At 69.1% G+C, this 23,507-nt stretch carries 25 protein-coding genes; 9 read left to right on the forward strand and 16 right to left on the reverse strand.

Translation table 11 applies throughout. The features are described 5' to 3' along the window. Positions 1-239: 239 nt before the first annotated feature. Genes BUE42_RS26810 through BUE42_RS26835 form a run of 6 tightly spaced genes read right to left on the reverse strand, consistent with a single transcriptional unit; the run spans position 240 to position 2,816 of the window. A complete protein-coding gene (locus BUE42_RS26810) occupies positions 240-518 on the reverse strand; it encodes a DUF2277 domain-containing protein (RefSeq protein WP_073468350.1) in 279 nt (92 codons plus the stop codon). 11 nt (positions 519-529) lie between these two features. Next, entirely contained in the window at positions 530-796 is a 267-nt protein-coding gene (locus BUE42_RS26815; RefSeq protein WP_073468351.1) for a hypothetical protein, read from the reverse strand. Next, positions 796-1,353, reverse strand: coding sequence for a membrane protein insertion efficiency factor YidD (gene yidD / locus BUE42_RS26820; RefSeq protein ID WP_083614617.1), 558 nt, complete (start codon positions 1,351-1,353; stop codon positions 796-798). The genes BUE42_RS26815 and yidD overlap by 1 nt, the downstream gene beginning before the upstream one ends. Further along, positions 1,322-1,993, reverse strand: coding sequence for an O-methyltransferase (locus BUE42_RS26825; RefSeq protein WP_073468353.1), 672 nt, complete (start codon positions 1,991-1,993; stop codon positions 1,322-1,324). The genes yidD and BUE42_RS26825 overlap by 32 nt, the downstream gene beginning before the upstream one ends. Then, the gene (locus BUE42_RS26830) at positions 1,983-2,417 is read right to left on the reverse strand and encodes a GNAT family N-acetyltransferase (protein ID WP_073468354.1); all 435 of its coding nucleotides are present in this window, start codon (positions 2,415-2,417) and stop codon (positions 1,983-1,985) included. Before BUE42_RS26830 ends, BUE42_RS26825 begins: the two co-directional genes overlap by 11 nt. A 15-nt stretch (positions 2,418-2,432) precedes the next feature. Then, positions 2,433-2,816 (reverse strand): nuclear transport factor 2-like protein, encoded by a 384-nt coding sequence (locus BUE42_RS26835; protein WP_073468355.1) that lies wholly within the window; start codon positions 2,814-2,816, stop codon positions 2,433-2,435. A gap of 139 nt (positions 2,817-2,955) precedes the next feature. Between BUE42_RS26835 and BUE42_RS26840 the strand changes: the two genes are divergently transcribed. Further along, complete coding sequence (locus tag BUE42_RS26840; protein WP_073468356.1) at positions 2,956-4,236, forward strand: ATP citrate lyase citrate-binding domain-containing protein; 1,281 nt, start codon at positions 2,956-2,958, stop codon at positions 4,234-4,236. Positions 4,237-4,265: 29 nt separating this feature from the next. Next, complete coding sequence (locus BUE42_RS26845) at positions 4,266-6,974, forward strand: CoA-binding protein (protein ID WP_073468415.1); 2,709 nt, start codon at positions 4,266-4,268, stop codon at positions 6,972-6,974. A gap of 30 nt (positions 6,975-7,004) precedes the next feature. On the opposite strand, the gene BUE42_RS26850 is transcribed toward BUE42_RS26845, so the two are convergent. From BUE42_RS26850 to BUE42_RS26875, 6 genes are all read right to left on the reverse strand, one after another. Further along, complete coding sequence (locus tag BUE42_RS26850) at positions 7,005-7,376, reverse strand: VOC family protein (protein WP_073468357.1); 372 nt, start codon at positions 7,374-7,376, stop codon at positions 7,005-7,007. A 30-nt stretch (positions 7,377-7,406) separates the two neighbouring features. After that, positions 7,407-7,832 (reverse strand): SRPBCC family protein, encoded by a 426-nt coding sequence (locus BUE42_RS26855; RefSeq protein ID WP_073468358.1) that lies wholly within the window; start codon positions 7,830-7,832, stop codon positions 7,407-7,409. 69 nt (positions 7,833-7,901) lie between these two features. Then, on the reverse strand, positions 7,902-8,486 hold the full coding sequence (locus BUE42_RS26860) for a GNAT family N-acetyltransferase (RefSeq protein ID WP_073468359.1): 585 nt from the start codon (positions 8,484-8,486) through the stop codon (positions 7,902-7,904). Positions 8,487-8,500: 14 nt separating this feature from the next. Then, positions 8,501-9,139 (reverse strand): pyridoxamine 5'-phosphate oxidase family protein, encoded by a 639-nt coding sequence (locus tag BUE42_RS26865; protein ID WP_073468360.1) that lies wholly within the window; start codon positions 9,137-9,139, stop codon positions 8,501-8,503. A gap of 28 nt (positions 9,140-9,167) precedes the next feature. Continuing rightward, positions 9,168-9,842, reverse strand: coding sequence for a phytanoyl-CoA dioxygenase family protein (locus BUE42_RS26870; protein ID WP_073468361.1), 675 nt, complete (start codon positions 9,840-9,842; stop codon positions 9,168-9,170). Between the two features lie 26 nt (positions 9,843-9,868). Then, positions 9,869-10,216 carry a hypothetical protein gene (locus BUE42_RS26875; protein WP_143171781.1) on the reverse strand — a complete coding sequence of 116 codons (348 nt, stop codon included), beginning with the start codon at positions 10,214-10,216 and terminating at the stop codon, positions 9,869-9,871. Positions 10,217-10,318: 102 nt separating this feature from the next. On the opposite strand from BUE42_RS26875, the gene BUE42_RS26880 reads away from it, so the two are divergent. The 5 genes from BUE42_RS26880 (at position 10,319) to BUE42_RS26900 (ending at position 16,567) form a co-directional block, all read left to right on the forward strand. Then, positions 10,319-13,471, forward strand: coding sequence for an error-prone DNA polymerase (locus tag BUE42_RS26880; RefSeq protein ID WP_200799040.1), 3,153 nt, complete (start codon positions 10,319-10,321; stop codon positions 13,469-13,471). Positions 13,472-13,571: 100 nt separating this feature from the next. Beyond that, on the forward strand, positions 13,572-14,372 hold the full coding sequence (gene yaaA, locus BUE42_RS26885) for a peroxide stress protein YaaA (RefSeq protein WP_073468417.1): 801 nt from the start codon (positions 13,572-13,574) through the stop codon (positions 14,370-14,372). Positions 14,373-14,384: 12 nt separating this feature from the next. Continuing rightward, complete coding sequence (locus tag BUE42_RS26890; protein WP_073468363.1) at positions 14,385-15,245, forward strand: 2OG-Fe(II) oxygenase; 861 nt, start codon at positions 14,385-14,387, stop codon at positions 15,243-15,245. Positions 15,246-15,258: 13 nt separating this feature from the next. Then, positions 15,259-16,302: a CaiB/BaiF CoA transferase family protein gene (locus BUE42_RS26895; RefSeq protein ID WP_073468364.1), complete on the forward strand. Its 1,044-nt coding sequence runs from the start codon at positions 15,259-15,261 to the stop codon at positions 16,300-16,302. A 76-nt stretch (positions 16,303-16,378) separates the two neighbouring features. Next, on the forward strand, positions 16,379-16,567 hold the full coding sequence (locus BUE42_RS26900; protein ID WP_073468365.1) for a hypothetical protein: 189 nt from the start codon (positions 16,379-16,381) through the stop codon (positions 16,565-16,567). A gap of 88 nt (positions 16,568-16,655) precedes the next feature. Here BUE42_RS26900 and BUE42_RS26905 read toward each other — a convergent pair whose 3' ends face one another. Together BUE42_RS26905 and BUE42_RS26910 are read right to left on the reverse strand one after the other, a co-directional pair. Beyond that, complete coding sequence (locus BUE42_RS26905) at positions 16,656-17,150, reverse strand: hypothetical protein (RefSeq protein ID WP_073468366.1); 495 nt, start codon at positions 17,148-17,150, stop codon at positions 16,656-16,658. A 193-nt stretch (positions 17,151-17,343) separates the two neighbouring features. Next, positions 17,344-18,864: a DEAD/DEAH box helicase gene (locus BUE42_RS26910; protein ID WP_083614621.1), complete on the reverse strand. Its 1,521-nt coding sequence runs from the start codon at positions 18,862-18,864 to the stop codon at positions 17,344-17,346. A 306-nt stretch (positions 18,865-19,170) separates the two neighbouring features. On the opposite strand from BUE42_RS26910, the gene ettA reads away from it, so the two are divergent. Next, positions 19,171-20,835: an energy-dependent translational throttle protein EttA gene (gene ettA / locus BUE42_RS26915; protein WP_073468367.1), complete on the forward strand. Its 1,665-nt coding sequence runs from the start codon at positions 19,171-19,173 to the stop codon at positions 20,833-20,835. Between the two features lie 13 nt (positions 20,836-20,848). On the opposite strand, the gene BUE42_RS26920 is transcribed toward ettA, so the two are convergent. Next, a complete protein-coding gene (locus tag BUE42_RS26920) occupies positions 20,849-21,115 on the reverse strand; it encodes a hypothetical protein (RefSeq protein WP_073468368.1) in 267 nt (88 codons plus the stop codon). A gap of 214 nt (positions 21,116-21,329) precedes the next feature. Then, positions 21,330-21,602 carry a flagellar hook-basal body complex protein FliE gene (fliE, locus tag BUE42_RS26925; RefSeq protein WP_073468418.1) on the reverse strand — a complete coding sequence of 91 codons (273 nt, stop codon included), beginning with the start codon at positions 21,600-21,602 and terminating at the stop codon, positions 21,330-21,332. A gap of 199 nt (positions 21,603-21,801) precedes the next feature. Between fliE and fliF the strand changes: the two genes are divergently transcribed. Then, the gene (fliF, locus tag BUE42_RS26930; RefSeq protein WP_073468369.1) at positions 21,802-23,499 is read left to right on the forward strand and encodes a flagellar basal-body MS-ring/collar protein FliF; all 1,698 of its coding nucleotides are present in this window, start codon (positions 21,802-21,804) and stop codon (positions 23,497-23,499) included. The last annotated feature ends 8 nt before the right edge of the window (positions 23,500-23,507 follow it).

A 23,507-nucleotide genomic window follows, 5' to 3' on the forward strand; every position in this document is an offset into this window, starting at 1 on the left:
CTGGTTTCATGGCCCGTCGCCGAAACTCCCGTCACTCACTTCGTTCGTTGTGGTCAAACAGTCGGCGACAGTCAGTTCACGAAGCGTGCTGCGCACGCGGGCCATGAAACCAGCCAGCTCCGGCGCCCCCTCCTTATTGGCGCTCCACAGCCTCCCCGCACGCGCCTTGTGCCACCGCCCTGCCTTTTGGGAGGTGACAAGCGAACAAGTGGGGGTGGATCCCCGGATTGGCAGCCGGGCTACGAGGCGCGGATACCGAAGCGTTCGGCGGATCGCGCGCGGGCCTTGGCGGCTTCCGTGTCGCGATCACGGGGTTCGGCGGTGGTGACCATCGAGTTGATCAGCGCGCGCGCCGACGCGGCGACCTCGGCCACCGCACGTTCGAACGCTGCTTCGTTGGCCTTCGACGGCACCGTGAACCCGCTGAGCTTGCGCACGAACTGCAGCGACGCGTCGCGGATCTCCAGCTCGGTGGCCGGCGGCTCGAAGTTGAACAGGGTCTTGATGTTGCGGCACATCGCGATGTCTCCTAGCGAAGCTTCCAGGCCAGCAGCACGCCGATGGCGGCCGGCACGGCAAAGTTGAGCAGCAGGATCGGCAGCTCTTCGCCGACCGAATAGCCGGCGCGGGCGACGCCCACCCACATGTTGACGGCGCAGATCAGCAGCCACAGCGCAAGGAAGCCGGCGCCGGCCCAGGTCACCGCGGCGGGGTAGTGGGCGACGAACAAGCGGGCCAGCACCAGCATCGATGCGAGCAGCAGCAGGCCGGCGGTCAGGAACAGGATGGTGCGCATCAGGGCTTCTCCGGTGGGACGGCAGGCGGCGGGGACACGAACGGTCCGGGGAACTTCGGAGTCGAGGGCGGTGCCGCAGGTTCTCGGTTCTTGCGCCGATTCTGCCGCGCCGCGCTGCGTTCGCGCGCAGCATCGGCGCTGGAGCTCCGGCTGCAGCGCTTCTTCCGGTCGAAACAATCGGCGCAGTCCAGTGCATCGCAGGCACAGTCGGCCACGTCGCAGGCGTCGAACACACCGCAATCGAAGTCGCACACCCCCGACTCGGCGCTCAGCCGCGGGCGATGGCGTGCCGCCTGCAGTTGCTGATGACTCAGCGCGCAGGCATCGAACCGACACCCCAACAGGCCGAGCCCATCCCACAGCCCATGACGGCGGATCGCACGCGCACCGAGCGCCGAGCAGCCGCGCCGCCCGGTCTGCACTGCGTGCGCGCACCGGAAGCCCTTGTGCGGCGACAGGCAGCGCTGGTACAGGTCGATCATCGCGAGGGCCGCGTGCGTCGGCCAGCGGCTCGGGCGCATCGGCTCAGGTCTCGACGATCGCCAGCGAGAACCCATCCCAGCCCTTGCTGCCCACCGTCTGCACCGCGGTCGCCGACAGCCGCGGCTCGGCCGCCATCAGCTCGAGAAAACGGCGCACGCCCTGCACGTTGGCATCGGTGCTGTGCGGGTCGGCCACCGCGCCGTGCCGCACGACGTTGTCGCCGACGATCGCCGTGCCCGGCCGCGACAGCTTCAGCGCCCACTCGAGGTACAGCGGGTTGCTCGGCTTGTCGGCGTCGATGAAGATGAAGTCGAACGGGCCGGCGCCTTCGGCCAGCAGCTGCGGCAGGCTGTCGGCCGCGCGGCCGACGCGGATCTCGATGCGGTCGGCCAACTCCGCCCGCTCGATGTTGATGCGCGCGACCTCGGCGCACACCGGGTTGGCCTCCAGCGTGATCACGCGCCCGCCCGGCGGCAGCGCGCGCGCCAGCCAGATCGTGCTGTAGCCGCCGAGCGTGCCGATCTCGAGCACCCGGCGCGCGCCCTGCAGCCGCACCAGCAGGTTCAGCAGCCGGCCCTGGTTGGGCGCCACCGCGTGCGGCGGCAGGCCGGCCGCATCGCTGTCGCGCAGCGCCTGCTCCAGCACCGGGTCGGCCGGCAGCAGCGTGCTGCAGAAGTAGTCGTCGACCTCGCGCCACGCCGTCTCATTCGACATCGATGTATCCCTTGCTGAACGCGACCGCCTGGTCGTCGAAGATGGCCATCGCGGTTTGCATCTTCCTGAAGCCGAACTTGCGGTAGAACGCCTCCTTGCCGGGCACGGCGTAGAGGATGATCTTGCGGTGTCCGGCGCACATCGCGAGCAGCCGCGACACGATCTCGGCGCCCACGCCGAGCCCTTGCTGGTCCGGGTGCACGGCCACATCGCACAGGTAGGCGCAATCGGCGCCGTCGGACAGCACCCGCCCGGCCGCCACCAGCCGGCCATCGGCCTCGCGGGCGAAGCAGCTGAAGCGGCTGTTGGTGAACACCGTCTGCAGCAGCGCGGCGCTCTTGTTGCCCAGCGGCGCGGCGCGGTACAGCGCCTCGAGTTCATCCCAGCCGATGCCGTGCCAGCTGGTGGTCCAGGTCAATGCCAATCGAATGCTCCGGGGTCAGGCCTGCGGCGGCGGGTGCGGCACGCGTTGCGCCGGATCATAGAAGAAGGTTTCCTCGGCGATGCGCTCACCCTCCCAGCGCTGCCAGGCGAGCTCCTCCATGTGGGTCGTGCTGCCGTCCAGCCATTCGAAATCGAAGATCCAGCGGATCACCACGTGGTCGCCGTTCATCAGCACCGGCCGCACGCACTGCGAGCGGACCGAACGCGCACGCGCCATCACCTTGTGCTCGCCCGCCACATGCGCATCGCGGCCCACGCGCTTCGGCGACTGGTTCTCCTGCATCGTCGAATGCTCGGTGTAGAACGCCTCGCAGGCCTGCGCATGCGCGTTGCTTTCGACCATCGCAATGAACCGCTCCAGCGTGTCGGGCGTGGGCATCGTCGTTCTCCAGGGGCGGGCCAGGACATTGTGCGTCGAACAGCCCGAATGAACGTCGGATGACAGCGATTCGACAGGGCGGCTGCCGATCATCGCGGCCACGTTGCGGCCACCAGCGACGATCACCAGGAGACAGCCCATGCAGATCACCGGCATGTTCCACGGCGCCCGCCTGTTGCAGTTCGTCGGCTTCCCGGCCACCGAGGTGCTCGGCCCCGGCGCCAGCGAGGAAGAGATCAAGTCCTTGATCGACCGCCACGGGCAGGTGTTCGTGAAACCGATGTTCAAGGGTGGCATCGGCCAGAAGGGCAAGGCCGGGCTGCTGGGCCGCGCGAGCGACCTGCGCGCCGCGCTGGCCGAAAAGGAGCGGCTGTATTTCGCTGAGCACGCCGTGGGCCACCAGCGGGCCAAGGCCAACGGCGTCACCTTCGAGGCGGGCGTGCCGGCGCGGCACGAGGTGTATTTCTCGATCACCGATTCGACGCGCTTCCGGGCCCCGACGATGACGCTGACGCACCGTGGCGGCATCGACATCGAAGACGTCGAGCGCCGCGACATCGCCGTCGTGCCGTTCGACCCGCTGACCGGCCTGAAGGCCTTCGTCGTCGCGAACGCGCTCAGCGAGATCGGCGCACCGCGCGAGATCATCTCGCCGCTGGTGCAGCAGCTGCCGAAGCTGTGGGACCTGTTCCACGACTTCGGCATGACCACGCTCGAGCTGAACCCGATCCGCCTGCGCGAGGACGCGAAGGGCCGGCTCGTGCCGGTGGCCTGCGACTTCAAGTGCGGCTTCGACCGCGACGATCCGCGCTGGGCGCGGCTCGGGCTGCCGGCGCACCTGTTCACCGCCGACCATTCCGACTTCGAACAAGAGATCAACCAGCTGCGCACGCACCAGGGGCAGAGCGACGTCTACGTCGTCAACGACGGTGGCACCATCCTCGCGCCCACCTTCGGCGGCGGCGCCAATTCGCTGGTGACCGAAATGCTGGGCGATGCGGCCATCATCTCGTCCGACTTCGGCGGCAACCCGCCGTACGAGAAGATGAAGGAGGTCGCCCGCATCTGCTTCCGGCACTGGCTGAAGCAGGCCAACGTGCTGTTCATCATCGGCGGCAAGTCGAACAACACCGACATCCACGAAACGCTGCGCGCGATCGCCGACGCGCTGCGCGAGCACGTCGGGCTGCACGGTGCGACGCCGCTGTACGTGGTGCTCGGCCGCGGCGGGCCGAACCTGGTGCGCGGCATGGCCGCGTTGCGCGACACCTGCGACCAGCTCGGGCTGCCCTACCGGATGTTCGGCTTCGATTCGGACATCAGCCAGGTCATCGCGTACGCGAAGCAGGCCGACGCGTGGATGAAGGCCGGTGGCCGCGCGCAGCTCGCGGCCGGGCTCGGCCTGTCGGAGGCGGCATGAGAACGCATTCGGAGAACAACGCCATGCAGATGAACCCGCTCCAGAAGCAAGGCGTCGGCGACTTCAGGTACTACGTGGGCACCAGCTCGCTGGCGCAGATCGCGACGCGCGAGGACCGCGTCTGCGTGCTCAACATCCTGGGCGCCGAATCGAGCGAGGTGACGCCGATCGGCCATGCCTGGTCGGGCGGCAACGTGGTGTTCGGCACCGCGCCCGGCAAGGGCGGCCAGGTGCTCGCCACCACTGCCGGCGACATCCCGGTCTACAACAACGTGCGCGACGGGCTGCAGGCCGGCCACCGCTTCAACTGCGGCGTGGTCTACCTGCCGCCGGCGGCCGCGCGCGACGGCGTGGCCGAGCTGATCCGCGTGAACCCGCAGCTGAAGAAGGTCTTCATCGTCACCGAGAAGATCGCGGTGCACGATGCGCGCGAGATCCGCGCGATGGGCCAGCAGGCCGGCGTCGACATCTTCGGTGCCAACGGGCTGGGCGTGGCCGATGCCTGGAACCGGGTGCGCATCGGCGGCGCGCTCGGCGGCGACGCGCCGGGCGACACGCTGCGGCCGGGCTCGATCGCGATCTTCTCGAACTCCGGCGGCTTCTCCACCACCATCGCGCAGTACCTGCGCATGAGCGGCTGGGGCACGACCACCGTGGTCTCCAGCGGCAAGGACGTCTACATCCACTACGCCGCACCGGAGTTCGCGTTTGCGCTCGCCAACGACGCGCGCAGCAAGGCCGCGGTGCTGTACTGCGAGCCGGGCGGTACCTACGAGCTCGACGCCCACTTCACGAAGCCGGTGGTGGCCTGCGTGGTCGGCCGCTGGAAGAGCCGGCTGACCCGTGCGGTGGGCCATGCCGGCGCGATGGCCGGCTGCGAAGACGACGCCCGCGCGAAGGAGCGCTGGTTCATGGACAAGTTCGGCGTCGACGGCATCTTCACGCCCGACGAGCCGCGCTTCTCGGCGCGCGGCGCGCTGGTCACCAACATCGCGCACATCCCGGGCGCGCTGATGGCGGTGATGCGGGCCAACGCCACCTTGCCCGATTTCGAGCCCGAGGGCAGCCTGGTGCTGAAGCCGTGGTTCGCCTCCGATGCCGGGCTCGCGCTGCCGGCCTCGCTCGCGCTGCAGGTGGTGGCGCCGGCCGCGCCGTACGGCGCGCAGGTCGAGCAGGTGAACCGGCAGGTCGGCGGCATCCTGCCGCGGCAATCGATGAAGGATGCGTCCGGCGCGTCGCAGATGGACGCGCAGACGCAGCTCGGCAGCCTGCATGGCGTCTCGATGCTGCAGGCGGCGACGCTCGCCTTCGAATCGCTCGTCAAGCTCGCGCTGCTGCACGAGGTCGGCGACGAGAACGACCAGCGCCTGGTGGCGACCGCGGTCGCCGCGCACGTCAACCTGCACGGCACGCCGGCCCTGGCCGCGGCCCAGGCCGCACGCGAGGCCGGCAATGCGCCGAACGCGGTGCTCGCGGCGGCCGTCGCGATCATCGGGCCGCGTTGCCAGCAGGGCGCGCGCGACGCGGCCCGGCTGCTGATCGACCGCTTCGCCGCGGCCGGCCTGAAAGACCCGCTGGACGAGCGCTTCGACCTCGGCAAGGTCGACATCCTCGGCTGCGAGGGGCTGGTCGGCGCGGCGCCGGATGCGCGCGCCCAGGTGCTGCTCGCCGCGCTCGATGCACGCGGGGCGAAGTCGGCACTGCTGCGCTGGTTGCGCGGGCTGCCCGGTCATCCGACCGCTGATGCGGTGCTCGCCGCCATCACGACGACGCTGGCCTGGACGCCGCTGATGGCCAAGCGCGTGTCGCGCGTGACGGCCGAGAGCCTGCCGTGGTGGATGGCCTTGTTCGGCACGCTGATCGGCGCGTCGGCCCCGGACACCCGCCACCACGACGGGCATTTCTGCGGCATCGACGACGCCCAGCTGCTCGGCCGCTGTTCCCTCGCCGAGACCACGTTCGCGGCGCTGATCGGGCTACCGCCGGTCGACGACGACCTGTTCGTGTTCCAGACCTTGTTCGGCCTGCTGCTGACGAACGGTCCGGGCGCGATCTCGGCGCAGGGCGCGAAGGGCGCGGTCTCGGCCGACGGACCCGAGGCGGCGCAGCGCGTGCAGCTGAACAAGGCGCTGGTGGGCTTTCTGACGCACACCGGCTACGCGCACGGCGGCAACGGCTACGAGGGCATCGCGTTCCTGAACGAGCAGTTCCGCGACACCCGCCTGACGGACCCGGCCGATCCGGAGCACGGCATCGACCTGGCGGCGCTCGCGTGGCGCACCGCGCAGCGCTATGCGAGCTACAAGGCCGAGCGCCGCAGCATCGGCAGCACCGACATCGCGAAGCTGCCGGGTGTGAACCACCCGGTCTTCAAGGACAAGCCGGTCAACCACGACCCGCGCGAGGTCTTCGTCGCGCAGCTGTTCGAGCAGCGCGGCGAGCACAACGTGTTCCACGCGTACTACCGCGCGCTGGTGCAGGCGCTGTTCGACGCCGGCGTGTCGCGCAACGTCTATTGCGTCAATGTCGATGCGGTGATCGCGTCGCTGCTGCTGAAGATGCTGTGGAAGCGGTTGCGGCGCGGCGACGTGGCCGAGCGCGACCTCGAAACGGCGGCGTTCACGATCTTCCTGTACCCGCGCATGCTCGGCTGCGCCGCGGAGATCGACGACCACCTGAACCGGGGCCGCAACATGGACACGCGCACGCCGGCGTCGAGCTGCCGGTTCGTGGCCTGAGCCTCGCTGCTGGCGGGCCGTGCTTGCCGACTACGCCTGCGGGCTGTGGCAGACGGCCTCGAAGTTGTGGCCGTCCGGGCCGATCACGAAGGCGCCGTAGTAGTTCGGGTGGTAATGCGGGCGCAGGCCGGGGGCGCCGTTGTCTTTCGCGCCCGCGGCCAGCGCAGCGGCGTGGAAGCGGCGCACCTGCTCGCGGTCTTGTGCCGCGAAGGCGATGTGGATCGGCCCCGGCGGCGCGCCGAACGAGCCGAACCAGAACTGGCCCTTGCCGTCGCGGCCGACCATGGCCCAGCCGTCGGCCTCTTTCGTGATGCCGATGCCCAGCGGTTCGAGCGAGGCGACGAGGAAGCTGCGCATCGCGGCGAAGTCGCTGACGTTGAAGCCGATGTGGTCGAAGAGCATCGAGGTCTTCCTTTCAGTCGGGTGGGCCGTTCAGGGCGCATTCTGACCCGGGGCCGCGGCGGATTCCAGCGCCTTCTTCATCGCCTGCAGGCCCTGCTCGATCATCGCGGCGATCGCGGGGGCCATCGCGTGCGGCAGCAGGTCGGCGATCCACACGAGGCGGCAGGCGGCGCTGCCTTCGTCGAACACCTGCACCGACGCGTTGTGGTGCGTGAGCCGGCCGCCGACCGCGCTCCACGCCAGCCGGCGTGCCTCGTCGTCGAGGTCGACGATCAGCTCGCGGGCCACCACGCCGTTGGCGAAGGTCACGACGCGGGCGCCGCCACCGTCCTCCAGCCGGCAATCGGTGACGAAGCCGGGGACCAGCCGGGTGTGCAGCGCGCCGACATCGCGCACGGCATCCCACAGCTGCCCGGCGGGGACGTTGATCGAGACTTGCTTGCGGATCGAGGCCATCGTGTTCTCCTGTTGACAGTGGCAGCGTAGGAGCGGTGGCGTGTCAGCGGTGGCCGTTTCCGGACACGTTCATCGCTGCAGGTCCTGCCGGGCGTCCCACTCGCGCCGCAGCAGGCCGTAGAGCCAGCTGTCAGACACCTCGTCGCCGACGATCCAGCGCTCGCGCAGGTGGCCTTCGCGGGTGAAGCCGAGCCGCTCGAGGCTGGCCGCCGAGCCGCGGTTGCGCGGGTCGATGTCGGCCTCGACGCGGTTCAGGTTCATCGCGGTGAAGCCGTGCCGCAGCAGCGCGCGCAAGGCCTCGTTCATGTGGCCGTGACCCCAGGCCGACCGGGCGAGCACGTAGCCGACCTCGGCGCGGCGGCAGGCGGCGTTCAGGTGGAACAGCGTGCACAGGCCGATCAGGGTGCCGTCGTCCGTCTTTTCGATGCCGAGGCGCAGGTGCTCGCCGGCGGCCATCGCGGGGCGGTCGCGCTCGATCATCGCGTGCGCCTGGCCGATGGTGGTCCACGGCGGCGCGCTCCAGTAGCGCATCGTCTCGGGGTCGCTGAAGATCGCCAGCAGCGCGGGGGCGTCGTCGTCGCGCAGCGGGCGCAGCAGCAGCCGCTCGGTGCGCAGCTCGACTGAGGCATTCGAGGTGGACGTCGGGGTGCTCATCGTCAGTCCAGCAGTCAATACAGGGTCGTGCGCTGCCGCTCTGGCAGATCGCGGTCGTAGGCCTCGCCGTCGATCGCCGAGTCGGTGAGGGCGGCCAGCATCGCACCGGCCGACGGCACCGCGCCGCGGGCGTCCGCGGCGGGCGGCGCCCACAGCTTCGAGCGCTGCAGCGCGCGGGCGCACTGGAACAGCACGGTCTCGATGCGCACGACGATCACGCACTTCGGCGGCGTGCCGTCCATCGCGAGCCGCTGCAGCAGGCCGGGTTCGACGCTGATGTGGGCGCTGCCGTTGACGCGCAGCGTCTCGCCGACGCCGGGGATCATGAACAGCAGCGCGACGCGCGGATCGGCGACGATGTTGCGCAGGCTGTCGATGCGGTTGTTGCCGCGGCGTTCTGGCAGCAGCAGCGTGTGCTTGTCCTGCACGGTGACGAGCGGCGCCGGGTCGCCGCGCGGCGAGGCGTCGAGCCCGGCCGGGCCGCTGGTGGCGAGCACCGCGAACGGCGCGGCCTCGAGCCAGCGCCGGTACACCGGGTGCAGCGATGCCACCTCCTTGCGGATCGACGCCTCGCCGACCGGGCCGAACAGCGCTTCGAGCGCGGCGAGGTCGCTGACGGTGGAAGAAGAGGGCGCGGTGGTCGGATCTGACATGGTCTGCGGCGTCTCGGCGGGCGGTGGGCTACGCCGCATGTTGCCACCGCAGGCCGTGCGGTGGCTGGCTGGGCCCGAACAGAAAGTGCAGCACCCGGCGGCGGCTGGTGCCGGTGGCCTTCGACGAGGCGTGCAGCAGCAAGGGGCGTATCACGAGCGCATCGCCCTTGGCGGCGCAGAGGGTGATTTCAGGGCCGCGGGTGCGCAGCGCGATGGCATCGTCGTCGGGGATGTGCCCGAGGCGGTGGGTGCCGGGGATGACTCGCAGCGGCCCGTCCTGCGCAGTGCAGGGATCCAGGTGGACGCGCACGGCGATCAGTTGCCCGAGAAAGTCAACGGGCGGCTGGACGAACAGCGCACCTTCCTTCTCGGACCAGGCGCGCAGGGCCGGATGATCGATGCGTTCAGAGACCGGGATCCCGAGATCCTGATGGACCGGCACCAGCCAGTTGAGCGACGCGGATTTCTCGAAGAAAGTGCACTGCACGGCGACGAGGCCGGCAGGCATCAGGCCCGAAAGGACGCGGTGCTGCCGCAGGCGCTGCGCCAGCGCTGCGCACCAGGGTTGCGACAACAGGCTGCGCGTGCCGGCACCGCTTGACCCCAGCGCCTCGACGAGGTCTGCCAGCGCATCGCAGTCGCCCGCCGCCAGCACCGCGGGCACCACCACGCAACCGGTCTTCTCGAACCCGTTCGGCGTCATCAGGACGACGCGATCACACCGGCGCGTCAGTCGTCGAGCGCGACGGACTCGGCCGGCTTCGGCCGGCAGTCGCGCTTCTTCTCGAGCCAGTAGACGACGTTGCCGGCCACGACGATGCTGCCGGAGATCACGGTGGAGGCGGCCAGCAGCGCGGCTTCGGCCACCGCCTGGCCGGCGCATCGCTCGAGCACGGTGCAGCCGCGGCCCGCGTTGATGACCTCCGTCGTGTCCAGCACCATCTGGCGGGCCGTGATCTGGCATTCCTCGTCGTAGACGTGAATCGTGCGCGGGTAGGCGCAGCCGAACGTTGCGGCCGCGGCCAGGATCGACAGGGACAGCGTGCGGAGCGTCCGCAGGGGAGGGGTCTGGGGCATCGGATGATCTCGTCGGACGGACAGCGATTCTGCCGCGAGTCCACCACGCGCTTGCAGTCCGGCAGGAGGTTCATATACTGTATGGACATACAGTTTCTACCGATGCTCCCACCCTACGCCGAGCTGCACTGCCGCAGCAATTTCAGCTTTCTCACCGGTGCCTCGCACCCCGAGGAGCTGGTGAACCGCGCCGCCGACCTCGGCTACGCGGCGCTCGCGATCACCGACGAATGCTCGCTGTCCGGCGTGGTGCGCGCGCATGTCGAGGCGCAACGGCGCCAGCTGCACCTGATCATCGGCAGCGAGATCCGGCTGACGCTGCCCGCCGATGGCGCTCCGCATGCGCGGCTCGTGCTGCTCGCGCAGACGCGCCGCGGCTACGGCAACCTGTCGCACTGGATCACCGTCGCGCGGCGCCGCGCCGACAAGGGGCATTACCGCGCGCATCCGTCCGACCTCGAAGGCGGCGTGCCCGATGCCCCCACGCTGGCCGGCCTGCCCGATTGCCTGGCGCTGCTGGTGCCCGATGCGTCGCAGCCGTTCGAGACGGTGTTCGCGCATGCGATGTGGCTCAAGACCTGGTTCCACGACCGGGCCGCACTGGCCCTCGAACGCCTGCACCGCCCGGGTGACGAAGAGCTGCTCGCCACCGTGTTGAACATCGCCCGGCGGGTCGGCCTGCCGGTGGTCGCGACCGGCGACGTGCTGATGCACCTGCGTTCGCGCAAGTCGCTGCAGGACACGCTGACCGCGACGCGGCTGAAGCTGCCGCTGACCGAATGCGGGCTGCGGCTCGCGCCGAACGCCGAGCAGTACCTGCGCTCGCGAGGCCGGCTGGCCGGCCTCTACGAGGCACAGTGGCTCGACAACACGCTGATGCTGGCCGCGCAATGCACGTTCTCGCTCGCCGAGCTGAAGTACGAGTACCCGCGCGAGGTCGTGCCCGAGGGCAGCACGCCGATCGCCCACCTGCGCCGGCTCACCTATGCCGGCGTGCCCAAGCGCTTTCCGAACGGGCTGAAGCCGGAGTGGGCGAAGCAGATCGAGGACGAACTCGCGCTGATCGAGCAGCTCGGCTACGAGGCCTACTTTCTGACGGTCGCCGACATCGTGCGCTGGGCGCGCGATCGCGACATCCTGTGCCAGGGGCGCGGCAGCGCGGCCAACTCGGTGGTCTGCTACTGCCTCGAGGTGACCGAGGTCGATCCCGGGCGCGCCACGCTGCTGTTCGGCCGCTTCATCAGCGCCGAGCGCAACGAGCCGCCCGACATCGACATCGACTTCGAGCACCAGCGCCGCGAAGAGGTCATCCAGTACATCTACCGCAAGTACGGCCGCCATCGCGCGGCGCTCACCGCGGTCGTCATCAGCTACCGGCCGCGCAGCGCGGTGCGCGACGTCGGCCGCGCGCTCGGCATCGACCTGCAGCGCATCGACGCCCTCTCGAAGAGCCAGCAGTGGTTCGACGGCCGCGGCATCAGCGCCGAGCGCCTGCGCGAGAACGGCTTCGACCCCGATTCGATGGTCGTGCGGCAATGGGCCGAGCTGACCGGCATGTTGGTGGGCTTTCCGCGCCACCTGAGCCAGCACCCGGGCGGCTTCGTGATCGCGCGCGACCAGATCGAGCAGCTGGTGCCGGTCGAGAACGCCGCGATGGAAGACCGCAGCGTCGTGCAGTGGGACAAGGACGACCTCGACGCGCTCGGGCTCATCAAGGTCGACATCCTCGCGCTCGGCATGCTCAGCGCGCTGCGCCGCGCGCTCGAGTTCATCGGCCACAAGCAGGGCCATGCATTCCGCCTGCAGGACATCGCCGAGGGCGATACGCCCACCTACGACATGATCTGCAAGGCCGACACCGTCGGCGTGTTCCAGATCGAGAGCCGGGCGCAGATGAGCATGCTGCCGCGCCTGCAGCCGCGCACCTACTACGACCTGGTGGTCGAGGTGGCGATCGTGCGGCCCGGCCCGATCCAGGGCGGCATGGTCCACCCCTACCTGAAGAACCGCAACCTGCCGATCGAGGAGATCGACTGCCCTGAGCCTTTGTGGCCCGCGCTGGAGCGCACGAAGGGCGTGCCGATCTTCCAGGAGCAGGTGATGCAGATCGCGATGCTGGCGGCCGACTTCACGCAGGGCGAGGCCGACCAGCTGCGCCGCGCGATGGCCGCCTGGAAGCGCAAGGGCGGGCTCGGGCCGTTCCACGAGCGGCTGGTGGGCCGCATGGTCGCCAAGGGCTACGAGCTCGATTACGCCGAGCGCATCTTCAAGCAGATGGAGGGCTTCGGCGAATACGGCTTCCCGGAGAGCCATGCGGCAGGCTTCGCGCTGCTCGCCTACGACAGCAGCTGGATCAAGTGCCACCACCCCGATGCGTTCCTGGCCGCGCTGCTGAACAGCCAGCCGATGGGCTTCTATGGCCCGGCGCAACTGGTGCGCGATGCGCGCGAGCACGGCGTCGAGGTGCGGCCGGTCGACGTGGATTGCAGCGAGTGGGACTGCACGCTGGAGTGGCCGCTGGACGAGCCTGGGTCGGACGCCGGGCTGCAGCCGGTGCGGCTGGGGCTGAACCGCGTCGGCGGCTTGTCCGAGGCCGCGGGCCGGCGCATCGCCGCGGCCCGCGAGCACGGCGCCTTCGCGAGCCCCGAAGACCTGGCGCGCCGCGCCGCGCTGAATGCGCACGAGCTGCAGTCGCTGGCCCAGGCCGATGCGCTGCACAGCCTGAGCGGCCACCGTCACCAGGCGGCCTGGGCGGTGGCCGGCGTCGACACGCGGCCCACCGCGATGCTGAGCCGCACCCGCATCGACGAGCCTGCGCTGCTGCTGCCCGCGCCGGCCGAAGCCGACGAGACGCTGGCCGACTACCAGGCGCTCGGGCTGACGCTGAAGCGCCACCCGCTCGCGCTGCTGCGCCCGCAGCTCGAGGCCTTCCAGGTGCAGACCGCGGCCGTGCTGCGCGGCTACCCCGACGGGCGGCTGGCGCGCGCGAGCGGGCTGGTCACGCACCGGCAGCGGCCACAGACCGCCAAGGGCACGGTCTTCGTCACGCTGGAGGACGAGACCGGTGCGGTCAACATCATCGTCTGGCCGCGCGTGTTCGAAACCCAGCGCCAGGCCTTGCTCGGTTCGCGGCTGTTGACGGTCTACGGCCAGTGGCAGCGGCAGGGCGACGTGATGCACCTGCTGGCGGTCAAGATGATCGACCACACCCCACTTCTCGGCGGATTGGTGGCACGAAGTCGCGATTTCCGTTGATGCGCCTGAAGCCGCGGGCACACCTGGAAACCAGATGTTGCACGCCGATTCGATAGAGTTCGGGGTTTCCGTGTTTCCTTTCGCACCGCGCCCCGGCTTCATGCTGTTCCTGCTCTCGCCCGCCAAGACCCTCGACTACGACACGCCGCTGCGCACCGCGCACGAGCCGACGATGCCGTCCTTCCTGCCCCGCTCGGCGGAGCTGATCAAGGTGCTGAAGACGCAGTCGGTCGCCGACATCGCGGCGCTGATGCACCTCTCCGAATCGCTGTCGACCCTCAACGTCGAGCGCTATGCGGCCTGGAGCCCGCGCTTCACCGAGGCCAACAGCCGGCCGGCCGCGCTCGCGTTCGACGGCGACGTCTACGACGGCCTGAAGGCCCCGACGCTGAGCGACACCGACCTGGCCTGGGCGCAGGACCACCTGTGCATCCTGTCGGGCCTGTACGGCGTGCTGCGCCCGCTCGACCGCATGCAGCCCTACCGGCTCGAGATGGGCACGGCCCTGCCGACGGCGCGCGGCGCCACGCTGTACGACTACTGGGGCGACACGCTGGCTGAGCACCTGAACGAGCGCCTCGCGGCCGATGCCAGCCCGGTCATCGTCAACCTCGCATCGAACGAGTATTTCCGCGCCGTGCGCCGCAAGGTGCTGAAGGCGCGGGTCGTCGAATGCGTGTTCGAGGACTGGAAGAACGGCCAGTACAAGGTCATCAGCTTCTTCGCCAAGCGCGCCCGCGGGCTGATGGCCCGCCATGCCGTCAAGAAGCGGCTGGCCACGCCGAAGGGGCTGGATAAATTCAACGCCGACGGTTACCGTTTCGATCCTGCCGCGTCGCAACCCGACCGGCTGGTCTTTCGACGCCGCCTGCCCGAGGGCGGGCAGGCCGAGTCCACTTGAGCTGAACCCACCATGAACAGCACGACCAAGCAGAACATCACGCCCGAACTGCGGCAATGGATCGTCGACCAGGCCAAGGCCGGTCGCAGCCCGGACGACGTCCTGAAGTCCATGATCGACAGCGGCTGGACCGAAGACGTCGCGATCGATGCGCTCGAGAACACGCTGCAGGGCTTCCTGAAGGACCACGCCAAGGCGAACGGCCTGCCGGTACCGGTTCCAGTCCCCGAGCCCGACCTGCTCGATGCGCCAGGTTCGATCGTGGTCGACGGCCATGAAGTCAAGATCGTGATGGCGATGCGCAACCCGCGCGTCGTCGTGTTCGGCGGGCTGATGACCGAGGCCGAGTGCGACGAACTCGTCGCGCAGGCGCGCCAGCGGCTGGCCCGCTCCGAGACGGTCGTCACGACCACCGGCGCGAGCGAGGTCAACGTCGCACGCACCAGCGAGGGCATGTTCTTCGGTCGCGCCGAGAACCCGATCTGCGCGCGCGTCGAGGAGCGCATCGCGAAGCTGCTGAACTGGCCGCTCGACAACGGCGAGGGTCTGCAGATCCTGCGCTACCAGCCGGGCGCCGAGTACAAGCCGCACTACGATTACTTCGACCCGGCGCAACCCGGCACGCCGACCATCCTGAAGCGCGGCGGCCAGCGTGTCGGCACGCTGGTGGTCTACCTGAACTCGCCGAAGCGCGGCGGTGCCACCACCTTCCCCGACGTGCACCTGGAGGTCGCGCCGGTCAAGGGCAATGCGGTGTTCTTCAGCTACGACCGGCCGCACCCGATGACGCGCACGCTGCACGGCGGCGCGCCGGTGCTCGAAGGCGAGAAGTGGGTCGCGACGAAATGGATGCGCGAAGGAAAATTCGAGTGATGTCGTAGCCCGGATGGAGCGCAGCGCAATCCGGGACCCGTTGCCGCTCGACGGCATGAAGGTCGTCGACCTGACGCGGCTGCTGCCCGGCCCGCTGGCGGCGCTGGAACTGCAGCGCCTGGGTGCCGAGGTGCTGAAGATCGAGGGCCCGCCCGGCCAGCAAGATGGTGCGCGCGAGCTGTGGCGCAGCGATGCCGAGCGCGCGGCGGGTGAGCCGGCGCTGATGTTCCGCCGGCTGAACGAAGGCAAGTCGCTGCGCACGCTGGACCTGCGCGACGCAGCCGACCGCGCCGTGCTGCTCGACGAGGTGGCGCGGGCCGATGTGCTGATCGAAGGCTTCCGGCCCGGCGCGATGGAGCGGCTCGGGCTGGGCTGGCCGGTGCTGTCGGCGCGCAACCCGCGGCTCGTGATGTGCTCGATCAGCGGCTATGGCCAGACCGGGCCGTGGGCGCAACGGGCCGGTCATGACATCAACTACATCGCGATGGCCGGCGTGCTGCACCAGCTGGCCACGGCCGAGGGCGAACCGATCGCGCCGAACTTCCAGATCGGCGACCTGATGGGCGGCACGCAGGCGGCGGTGGCCGGCATCCTCGCGGCCTTGCTCGCGGTGCAGCGCGGCGGCAGTGGGCGGCATGTCGACATCTCGATGACGCACGAAGTGCGCCGCCACCAGGTGCTGGCCGACCTGGTGGTCGCGCAGACCGGACGCGCCCCGGTGCCGGGCCACGACCTGCTGTCCGGCGGCGCGCCGTGCTACGGCGTCTACCGCACGGCCGATGGCCGCCACCTCGCGATCGGCGCGCTGGAGCTGCCGTTCTGGCGGCACCTCTGCACGGCGCTCGATCGACCCGGGTGGTCGGGCCGGCACTGGTCGCTGGGGCTGCAGGTGGGCGGCACCGAGTCGCTGGCCTTGCGCGATGCGCTGGCGGCCCTGGTGTTAACCCGAACGCTGGCCGACTGGTGGGCGCTGCTGGAGCCGGTCGATTGCTGCGCCACACCGGTGCTGCGGCTTGACGAATGTCACGCTCACGAGCTCTTCGTAAATAAACGCTGACTTTTCGTCAACGAAGGTGCTGAAGCTGCCGTTGTGCCCGGGAGCGTGTTGCTCGACCTTTGCAAAGGAGCTCCCCATGAACAAACTCATCGCCGCGCTGATCGCCGCCACCTTCTCGCTGGGCGCATTCGCCCAAGCTGCTTCGGCTCCGGCCGCTGCAGCCCCGGCTGCCAAGGAAGCGGCTCCGGCCGCTGCCGACAAGAAGGTCGCCAAGAAGTCGACCAAGAAGGCCAAGAAGGCGAAGGCTGAAAAGAAGGCCGCCTGAGATCCAGGCAGCTTTCCGGGCGTCAGCGCCCAAAGGCACAGGAAACCCGGCCCAGGCCGGGTTTTTTGTTGGCCAAAAATCAAGACGATCAGGCGCGCAATCGCGGCTTCGCCGCCTCCACCGCCGTCGCGAACGGCCGGCTCAACGCGATCCGCTGCCACTTGCGCTCGTCCCAGGTCTGCGGACCGGTCAGCGTCCAGCGGGCGATCGAGTCGTCAAGGTCGACACGCGCCACGCGTCCGAAGATCGGCAGTGCAGGCTTCAGCAGGCGCAGACCACGGCGCAGGCGCCCCGGCAGCGGGGCATGCGATTCATGCGCCCAGAAGACGCAGCGCTTCTCGGCCCAGAAGGCCAGCCGCTCGAAGTGCACGCGGCCGGCAAAGCCGGTGTTCGCGGGCAGCAGCAGGAACTCGTCGGGCAGCTGCACCACCGAGTACGACAGGTCGCCGAGGTGCTCGCCACTGCCGTGCTGCACGAAGATCACGCGCTGCACGTCGGCGGCCTTGAAGCGGTCGACTTCGGCATCGTCATGAAAAACGACGATGTCCGGCCCTTGCCAGGCCGTGTGCCAGGTGCTGTCCATGGGGTGTTCTCTCGAGTCGAATGGGCGGGCGTCGACGGTACGCCCCATGTCGGCTCGACATGTATCCAGACGCGACAGGCCTCAGGCGCCGTCGGCGTGATCCCCGCGATGTGCGGAACAACTGGATACAAATCCGGCTGTCTGTGAGTGCCGACTCCCTCGGCAACTGTCAGACAGCCGTGATTTCAGCGCTTCAGCGCTTCGGCTGGGTCAGGCGCGGTGCCGGCTTGGCGCCGTCGCGGCGCGGGCCGTTGCCCGGCGTTGCCGGACGCGGGCCGCTGCTGGTGCGCGCTGCCGACGTGGCCGGCGCCTGGCCGCCATCACCGGTGCGGGCGTGGCCTTGGCCACCGCCACTGCCACCACCACCGCCGGTGCGTGCCGGTGCCGATCCGCCACCGCCACCGCCACGGCTGTCACGCCCGCGGCCACCGCCGCCGCCGTGTCCACCACCGCCGCCAGCACCACGGCCGCCACCGCCACCACCACCACCGGCATGCCGATGGCCGCCACGGCCGGCGCCTTCGCCGATCACCATGCGGCCGAGCACGATCGGCTCGGGACGCTCATTGGCACCCGGCTCGAAGCCCGACACGATTTCTTTCGGGATCTCGCGCTTGATCAGCTTCTCGATGTCACGCAGGAAGCCGTTCTCGTCGACGCACACCAGCGAGACCGCCTCGCCCAGCGCGCCCGCGCGGCCGGTGCGGCCGATGCGGTGCACATAGTCTTCGGGCACGTTCGGCAGCTCGAAGTTGACGACGTGCGGCAGCTGGTCGATGTCGATGCCGCGCGCCGCGATGTCGGTCGCCACCAGCACCTGCAGGTCGCCGGTCTTGAAGTCGGCCAGCGCCTTGGTGCGCGCGCTCTGGCTCTTGTTGCCGTGGATCGCCATCGCGCTGATGTCCTGCTTCAGCAGGTGCTCGACCAGCCGGTTCGCGCCGTGCTTCATGCGCGTGAAGACCAGCACCTGGTTCCAGTCGTTCGACTTGATCAGGTGCGTCAGCAGCTCTTTCTTCATCTCGCGGCCGACCGGGTGGACCTTCTGCGCGATCGCGTCGTTGGTCTGGTTGCGGCGCGCCACTTCGATCAGCGCCGGCTTGTTCAGCAGGCGGTCGGCCAGCGTCTTGATCTCGTCGCTGAAGGTGGCCGAGAACAGCAGGCTCTGCTTCTGCGCCGGCACGATCGCCAGCACCTTCTTGATGTCGTGGATGAAGCCCATGTCGAGCATGCGGTCGGCTTCGTCGAGCACGAAGATCTCGACGTGGCTCAGGTCGAGCGTGCGCTGCTGGTGGTGGTCGAGCAGGCGGCCGGGCGTGGCCACCAGGATGTCGACGCCCTTGCGCAGGCGGTCGATCTGCGGCTGCATGCCGACGCCGCCGAACATCACCATCGAGGTGAGCTGCAGGTACTTGCCGTAGGTGCGAACGCTTTCTTCGACCTGCGCCGCGAGTTCGCGCGTGGGGGTGAGGATCAGTGCGCGGATCGGCAGCTTGCCGCGTGCATCGCGCACCGCCGGCTTGGCCGACAGGCGCTGCAGCATCGGCAGCGTGAAGCCGGCGGTCTTGCCGGTGCCGGTCTGGGCGCCGGCGAGCAGGTCGCCGCCGGACAGCACGGCCGGGATGGCCTGTGCCTGGATGGGGGTGGGAACGGTATAGCCCTGTTCGTGAACGGCACGCAGCAGGGGCTCGGACAAGCCGAGGGTGTCAAAAGACATGGGGATCCATCAGGAGATCGGCCCGTCGCCGAGAACTTCGGCGCCAGTCGCAGGCAGACGGTGAGGTGAGCGCGAGGCTCAGGTCAGGGATGACGGCAGCGAAGTGACTGGTGTCTGCGCTGGTGCCGGCATTCTACCTGCTGAACGCGATTTCATCGGCCGAACTGCGGGGTCGGCGCGGGCTTGATCCGCGCGCCGGCGCGGCACGGCCCGCGGAGCGGCGACAATACCGGTTTTGGCGCCGCGTTCTGCGGCCGGCCATTCCTGCTCCACCCCCAGCTCTTCCGCTCTCCAGGACCACACGCCATGGCTCAGTACGTATTCACGATGAACCGCGTGGGCAAGATCGTCCCGCCCAAGCGCCAGATCCTCAAGGACATCTCCCTCAGCTTCTTCCCCGGCGCCAAGATCGGCGTGCTCGGCCTGAACGGTTCCGGCAAGAGCACGCTGCTGAAGATCATGGCCGGCATCGACAAGGACATCGAAGGCGAGGCCACGCCGGCGCCCAACCTGCGCATCGGCTACCTGCCGCAGGAGCCGGTGATGGCGCCCGACCAGACGGTGCGCCAGGCGGTCGAAGAAGGCCTGGGCGGCTCGCTGGCCGCGAAGAAGCGCCTCGACGAGGTGTATGCCGAATACGCCGAGCCCGATGCCGATTTCGATGCGCTGGCTGCCGAGCAGGCCGAGCTCGAAGCCGTCATCGCCGCCGCCGGCAGCGAGAACACCGACCTGCAGCTCGAGATCGCGGCCGATGCGCTGCGCCTGCCGCCCTGGGAAGCCGTGGTCGGCAAGCTGTCGGGCGGCGAGAAGCGCCGCGTCGCGCTGTGCCGCCTGCTGCTGTCCAAGCCCGACATGCTGCTGCTCGACGAACCCACCAACCACCTGGACGCCGAGTCGGTCGATTGGCTGGAGCAGTTCCTGAGCCGCTTCAGCGGCACCGTGGTGGCCATCACCCACGATCGCTACTTCCTCGACAACGCGGCCGAATGGATTCTCGAACTCGACCGCGGCCGCGGCATTCCGTACAAGGGCAACTACAGCACCTGGCTCGACCAGAAGGAACAGCGCCTCGAGCAGGAGCAGAAGACCGAAGACGCGCGCACCAAGGCGATGAAGAAGGAACTGGAGTGGGTGCGCCAGAACCCGAAGGGCCGCCAGGCCAAGAGCAAGGCGCGCCTGGCCCGCTTCGAGGAACTGAGCGACGTCGACTACCAGAAGCGCAACGAGACCAACGAGATCTTCATCCCGGTGTCCGACCGCCTGGGCCACGAGGTGATCGAGTTCAGCAACGTCAGCAAGAGCTTCGGCGACCGCGTGCTGATCGACGACCTGAGCTTCAAGGTGCCGGCCGGCGCGATCGTCGGCATCATCGGCCCGAACGGCGCCGGCAAGTCGACGCTGTTCCGCATGATCGCCGGCAAGGAGCAGCCGGATTCGGGCACCGTGAAGATCGGCCCGACCGCGAAGATGGCCTTCGTCGAACAGAGCCGCGAATCGCTCGAAGCCGACAAGACCGTGTGGCAGGACGTCTCGGGCGGGCTCGACAACATCATCGTCGGCAAGTTCGTGATGCCGTCGCGCGCCTACATCGGCCGCTTCAACTTCAAGGGCAACGACCAGCAGAAGCTGGTGGGCAGCCTGTCGGGCGGCGAGCGCGGGCGCCTGCATCTGGCGAAGACGCTGGCGCAGGGCGGCAACGTGCTGATGCTCGACGAACCGTCGAACGACCTCGACGTCGAAACGCTGCGTGCGCTGGAAGACGCGCTGCTCGAGTTCGCCGGCAGCATCATGGTCATCAGCCACGATCGCTGGTTCCTGGACCGCATCGCGACGCACATCCTCGCCTGTGAAGGCGATTCGAAGTGGGTGTTCTTCGACGGCAACTACCAGGAGTACGAGGCCGACAAGAAGCGCCGCCTGGGCGAAGAAGGCGCGAAGCCGAAGCGGCTGCGCTACAAGGCCCTGAAGTAAGGGCCTGCGCTGGTCAGAAGGCTCGCTGGCAGGTGGCCAGCTTGTCCTTCGCCGGCATCGACAGCATCCGGTTCAGCTCGGAGTTGTAGGTGGCGCGGTAGCCGTCGCTCTTGCGCACGGCCGACAAGTCCGACTTGGTCTTGGCCGCGAGCTGCGCGAGCATGTCCTGCCCCGGCTTCATGCTCTTCGGGTCGACCGGCGTGCAGACGTAGAGAACGGCATCGATGCCGGCCACCATCTGCTCGACGGCGTCGTCGGCATGGGCGGGCAGGCAGGTCACGAGGGCGGCGACAAGCAGCCCTGGAATGGCAAACGCGGATTTCAAACAGCAGCCCAACGGTGAGACGCCCCGCGTGCACCTTGTGGCAACTCGGCGGCATCAGATAACAACCACCATTGTCCCGAAGTTCAGGCGCTTGCGCCTCCGGGTACACGCGAATGGGGGGTGGCCGTCGATCGTCTACTACGTCACGGCCTGAGGCTGCAACAACGCGTTACACCGACATGTTCATGATGTCGGAGTAAGCCTGCACCAGCCGGTTGCGCACCTGCAGCGTGGCCTGGAACCCGATCTGCGATTTCTGCATCGCGACCATCGTCTCTTCCAGGCTGACCGTCGGGTTGCCCAGCGACACCTGGCGCTGCATCTCGTCGGACTTGTTCTGCGAATCGCTCACCGAGCGCAGCGCCTGCGTCAGCGCCTGCTGGAAGCCCGCGCCCTCGGTGGCCTTGCTGCCGTTGACCAGCGGCGTGCCGTTCGGGTTCATCCCCGCACGGGCCGCAGCCTGCGCGAAATTGAAGGGCTTGAGGGTGACGTCCATGGGAACGGACTGTAGACAAGGCCCTGAAGTCGGATGGGGCGAACTGCAGGCCATTTCCCAGGCTGTTCAACGCAATTGAAACCTCAAGTTTCCAAATAATCGCTTCCGTCAGCGGCCTTTGCCGTCACAGCACCAAGCGAACAACATGGACAACGCGGTCACCCTTGCCAACCCCAGCCAGCTCACCGTGCCGGCGGGGTTCGGCGCGCGCCTGGCGGCGCTGCCGGCCAAGAGCAAGGCAAGCCTCGGCCTCGGCATCGCGGCGCTGATCGCGGTGCTCGCCGCCATCACGCTGTGGAGCAGCCAGGGCGACTACAAGGTGCTGTACGCCAACCTGTCCGAGAAGGACGGCGGCGCGATCATTGCCCAGCTGTCGCAGATGAACGTGCCGTACCGCTATTCCGACGGCGGCGGCGCGATTCTGGTGCCGGCGGCACAGGTTCACGACCTGCGCCTGAAGCTCGCGTCGGCCGGCCTGCCCAAGGGCTCGATCGTCGGCTTCGAGCTGATGGACGGCGCCAAGTTCGGCCAGACCCAGTTCCAGGAACGCCTGACCTTCCAGCGCGGCCTCGAAGGCGAACTCACCCGCTCGATCACCGCGATGTCGGCGGTGCAGAACGCCCGCGTGCACCTGGCGCTGCCGAACCAGAACGGCTTCTTCCGCGAACAGCAGAAGCCGAGCGCCTCGGTGATGCTGACGCTGCACCCGGGCCGCACGCTCGACCGCTCGCAGATCGCCGGCATCGTGCACCTGGTGTCGTCCAGCGTGCCCGAGATGAACCCGAAGGCCGTCAGCGTGCTCGACCAGACCGGCACGCTGCTGTCGGCCGCGCCCGAAACCAGCAACGGCGCCGGGCTCGACGCGCAGCAGCTGCAGTACGTGAACCAGATCGAGGCCAGCTACAACAAGCGCATCCTCGACATCCTGGAGCCGGTGATCGGCCGCGACAACCTGCGCGCGCAGGTCACCGCCGACGTCGACTTCTCGCAGATCGAATCCACCGCCGAGGAGTTCAAGCCCAACCAGGGCGAGAACGCCCAGGCCAGCGTGCGCAGCCAGCAGAGCAGCGAGCAGATGGGGCAGAGCGGCGCGGGCGCCACCGGCATCCCCGGTGCCGCGTCGAACCAGCCGCCGGTGCCGGCGACCGCCCCGGTGACGGGCGCCGCCCAGCCGCTGCAGACCGCGCAGAACGGCGCCGCCAGCAACACCAACACCCGCAAGGAAGCCGTCACCAACTACGAGGTCGACAAGACCGTGCGGGTGACGCGCAATGCCACCGGCACCGTCAAGCGCCTGAACGCCGCCGTGGTCGTCAACCACCGCAGCGTGACCGACGCCAAGGGCAAGACCACCACCGTGCCGCTGACGCCGGACGAGATCGAGAAGCTGAACGTGCTGGTGCGCGAGAGCATCGGCTTCAAGCAGGAGCGCGGCGATTCGGTGAAGGTGATCAACGCGCCGTTCCGCATCGAGAAGATCGAGCCCGACACCACGCCGATCTGGAAGCAGCCGCAGACGCTGGACATGCTGCGCGCCGCCGCGGTGCCGGGCTCGCTGGCCCTGGTCGCGATGGTGATCGTGTTCGGGCTGATCCGCCCGGCGCTGAAGGCCGCGCTGCCGCAACCGCTGCCGCCGGTCGATGCGCGCGGCAACACGCTGGACGCGATGGTCGACGACGCCGAGTCGCTGCCGAAGCTCGGCCACGACGCCGCCGCGAAGCTGCCGATGCTCGAATCGCCGCGCATCAGCCCGACGCTGATCGCCGCCCGCGCCTATGCCAAGGACAACCCGGGTGCCGTGGCCAGCATCGTGCGCGACTGGGTCAGCGGCGAAGCCGCCTGATCCTCGGC

The sequence above is a fragment of the Rhizobacter sp. OV335 genome, from assembly GCF_900142965.1.
Lineage (GTDB): Bacteria > Pseudomonadota > Gammaproteobacteria > Burkholderiales > Burkholderiaceae_C > Rhizobacter.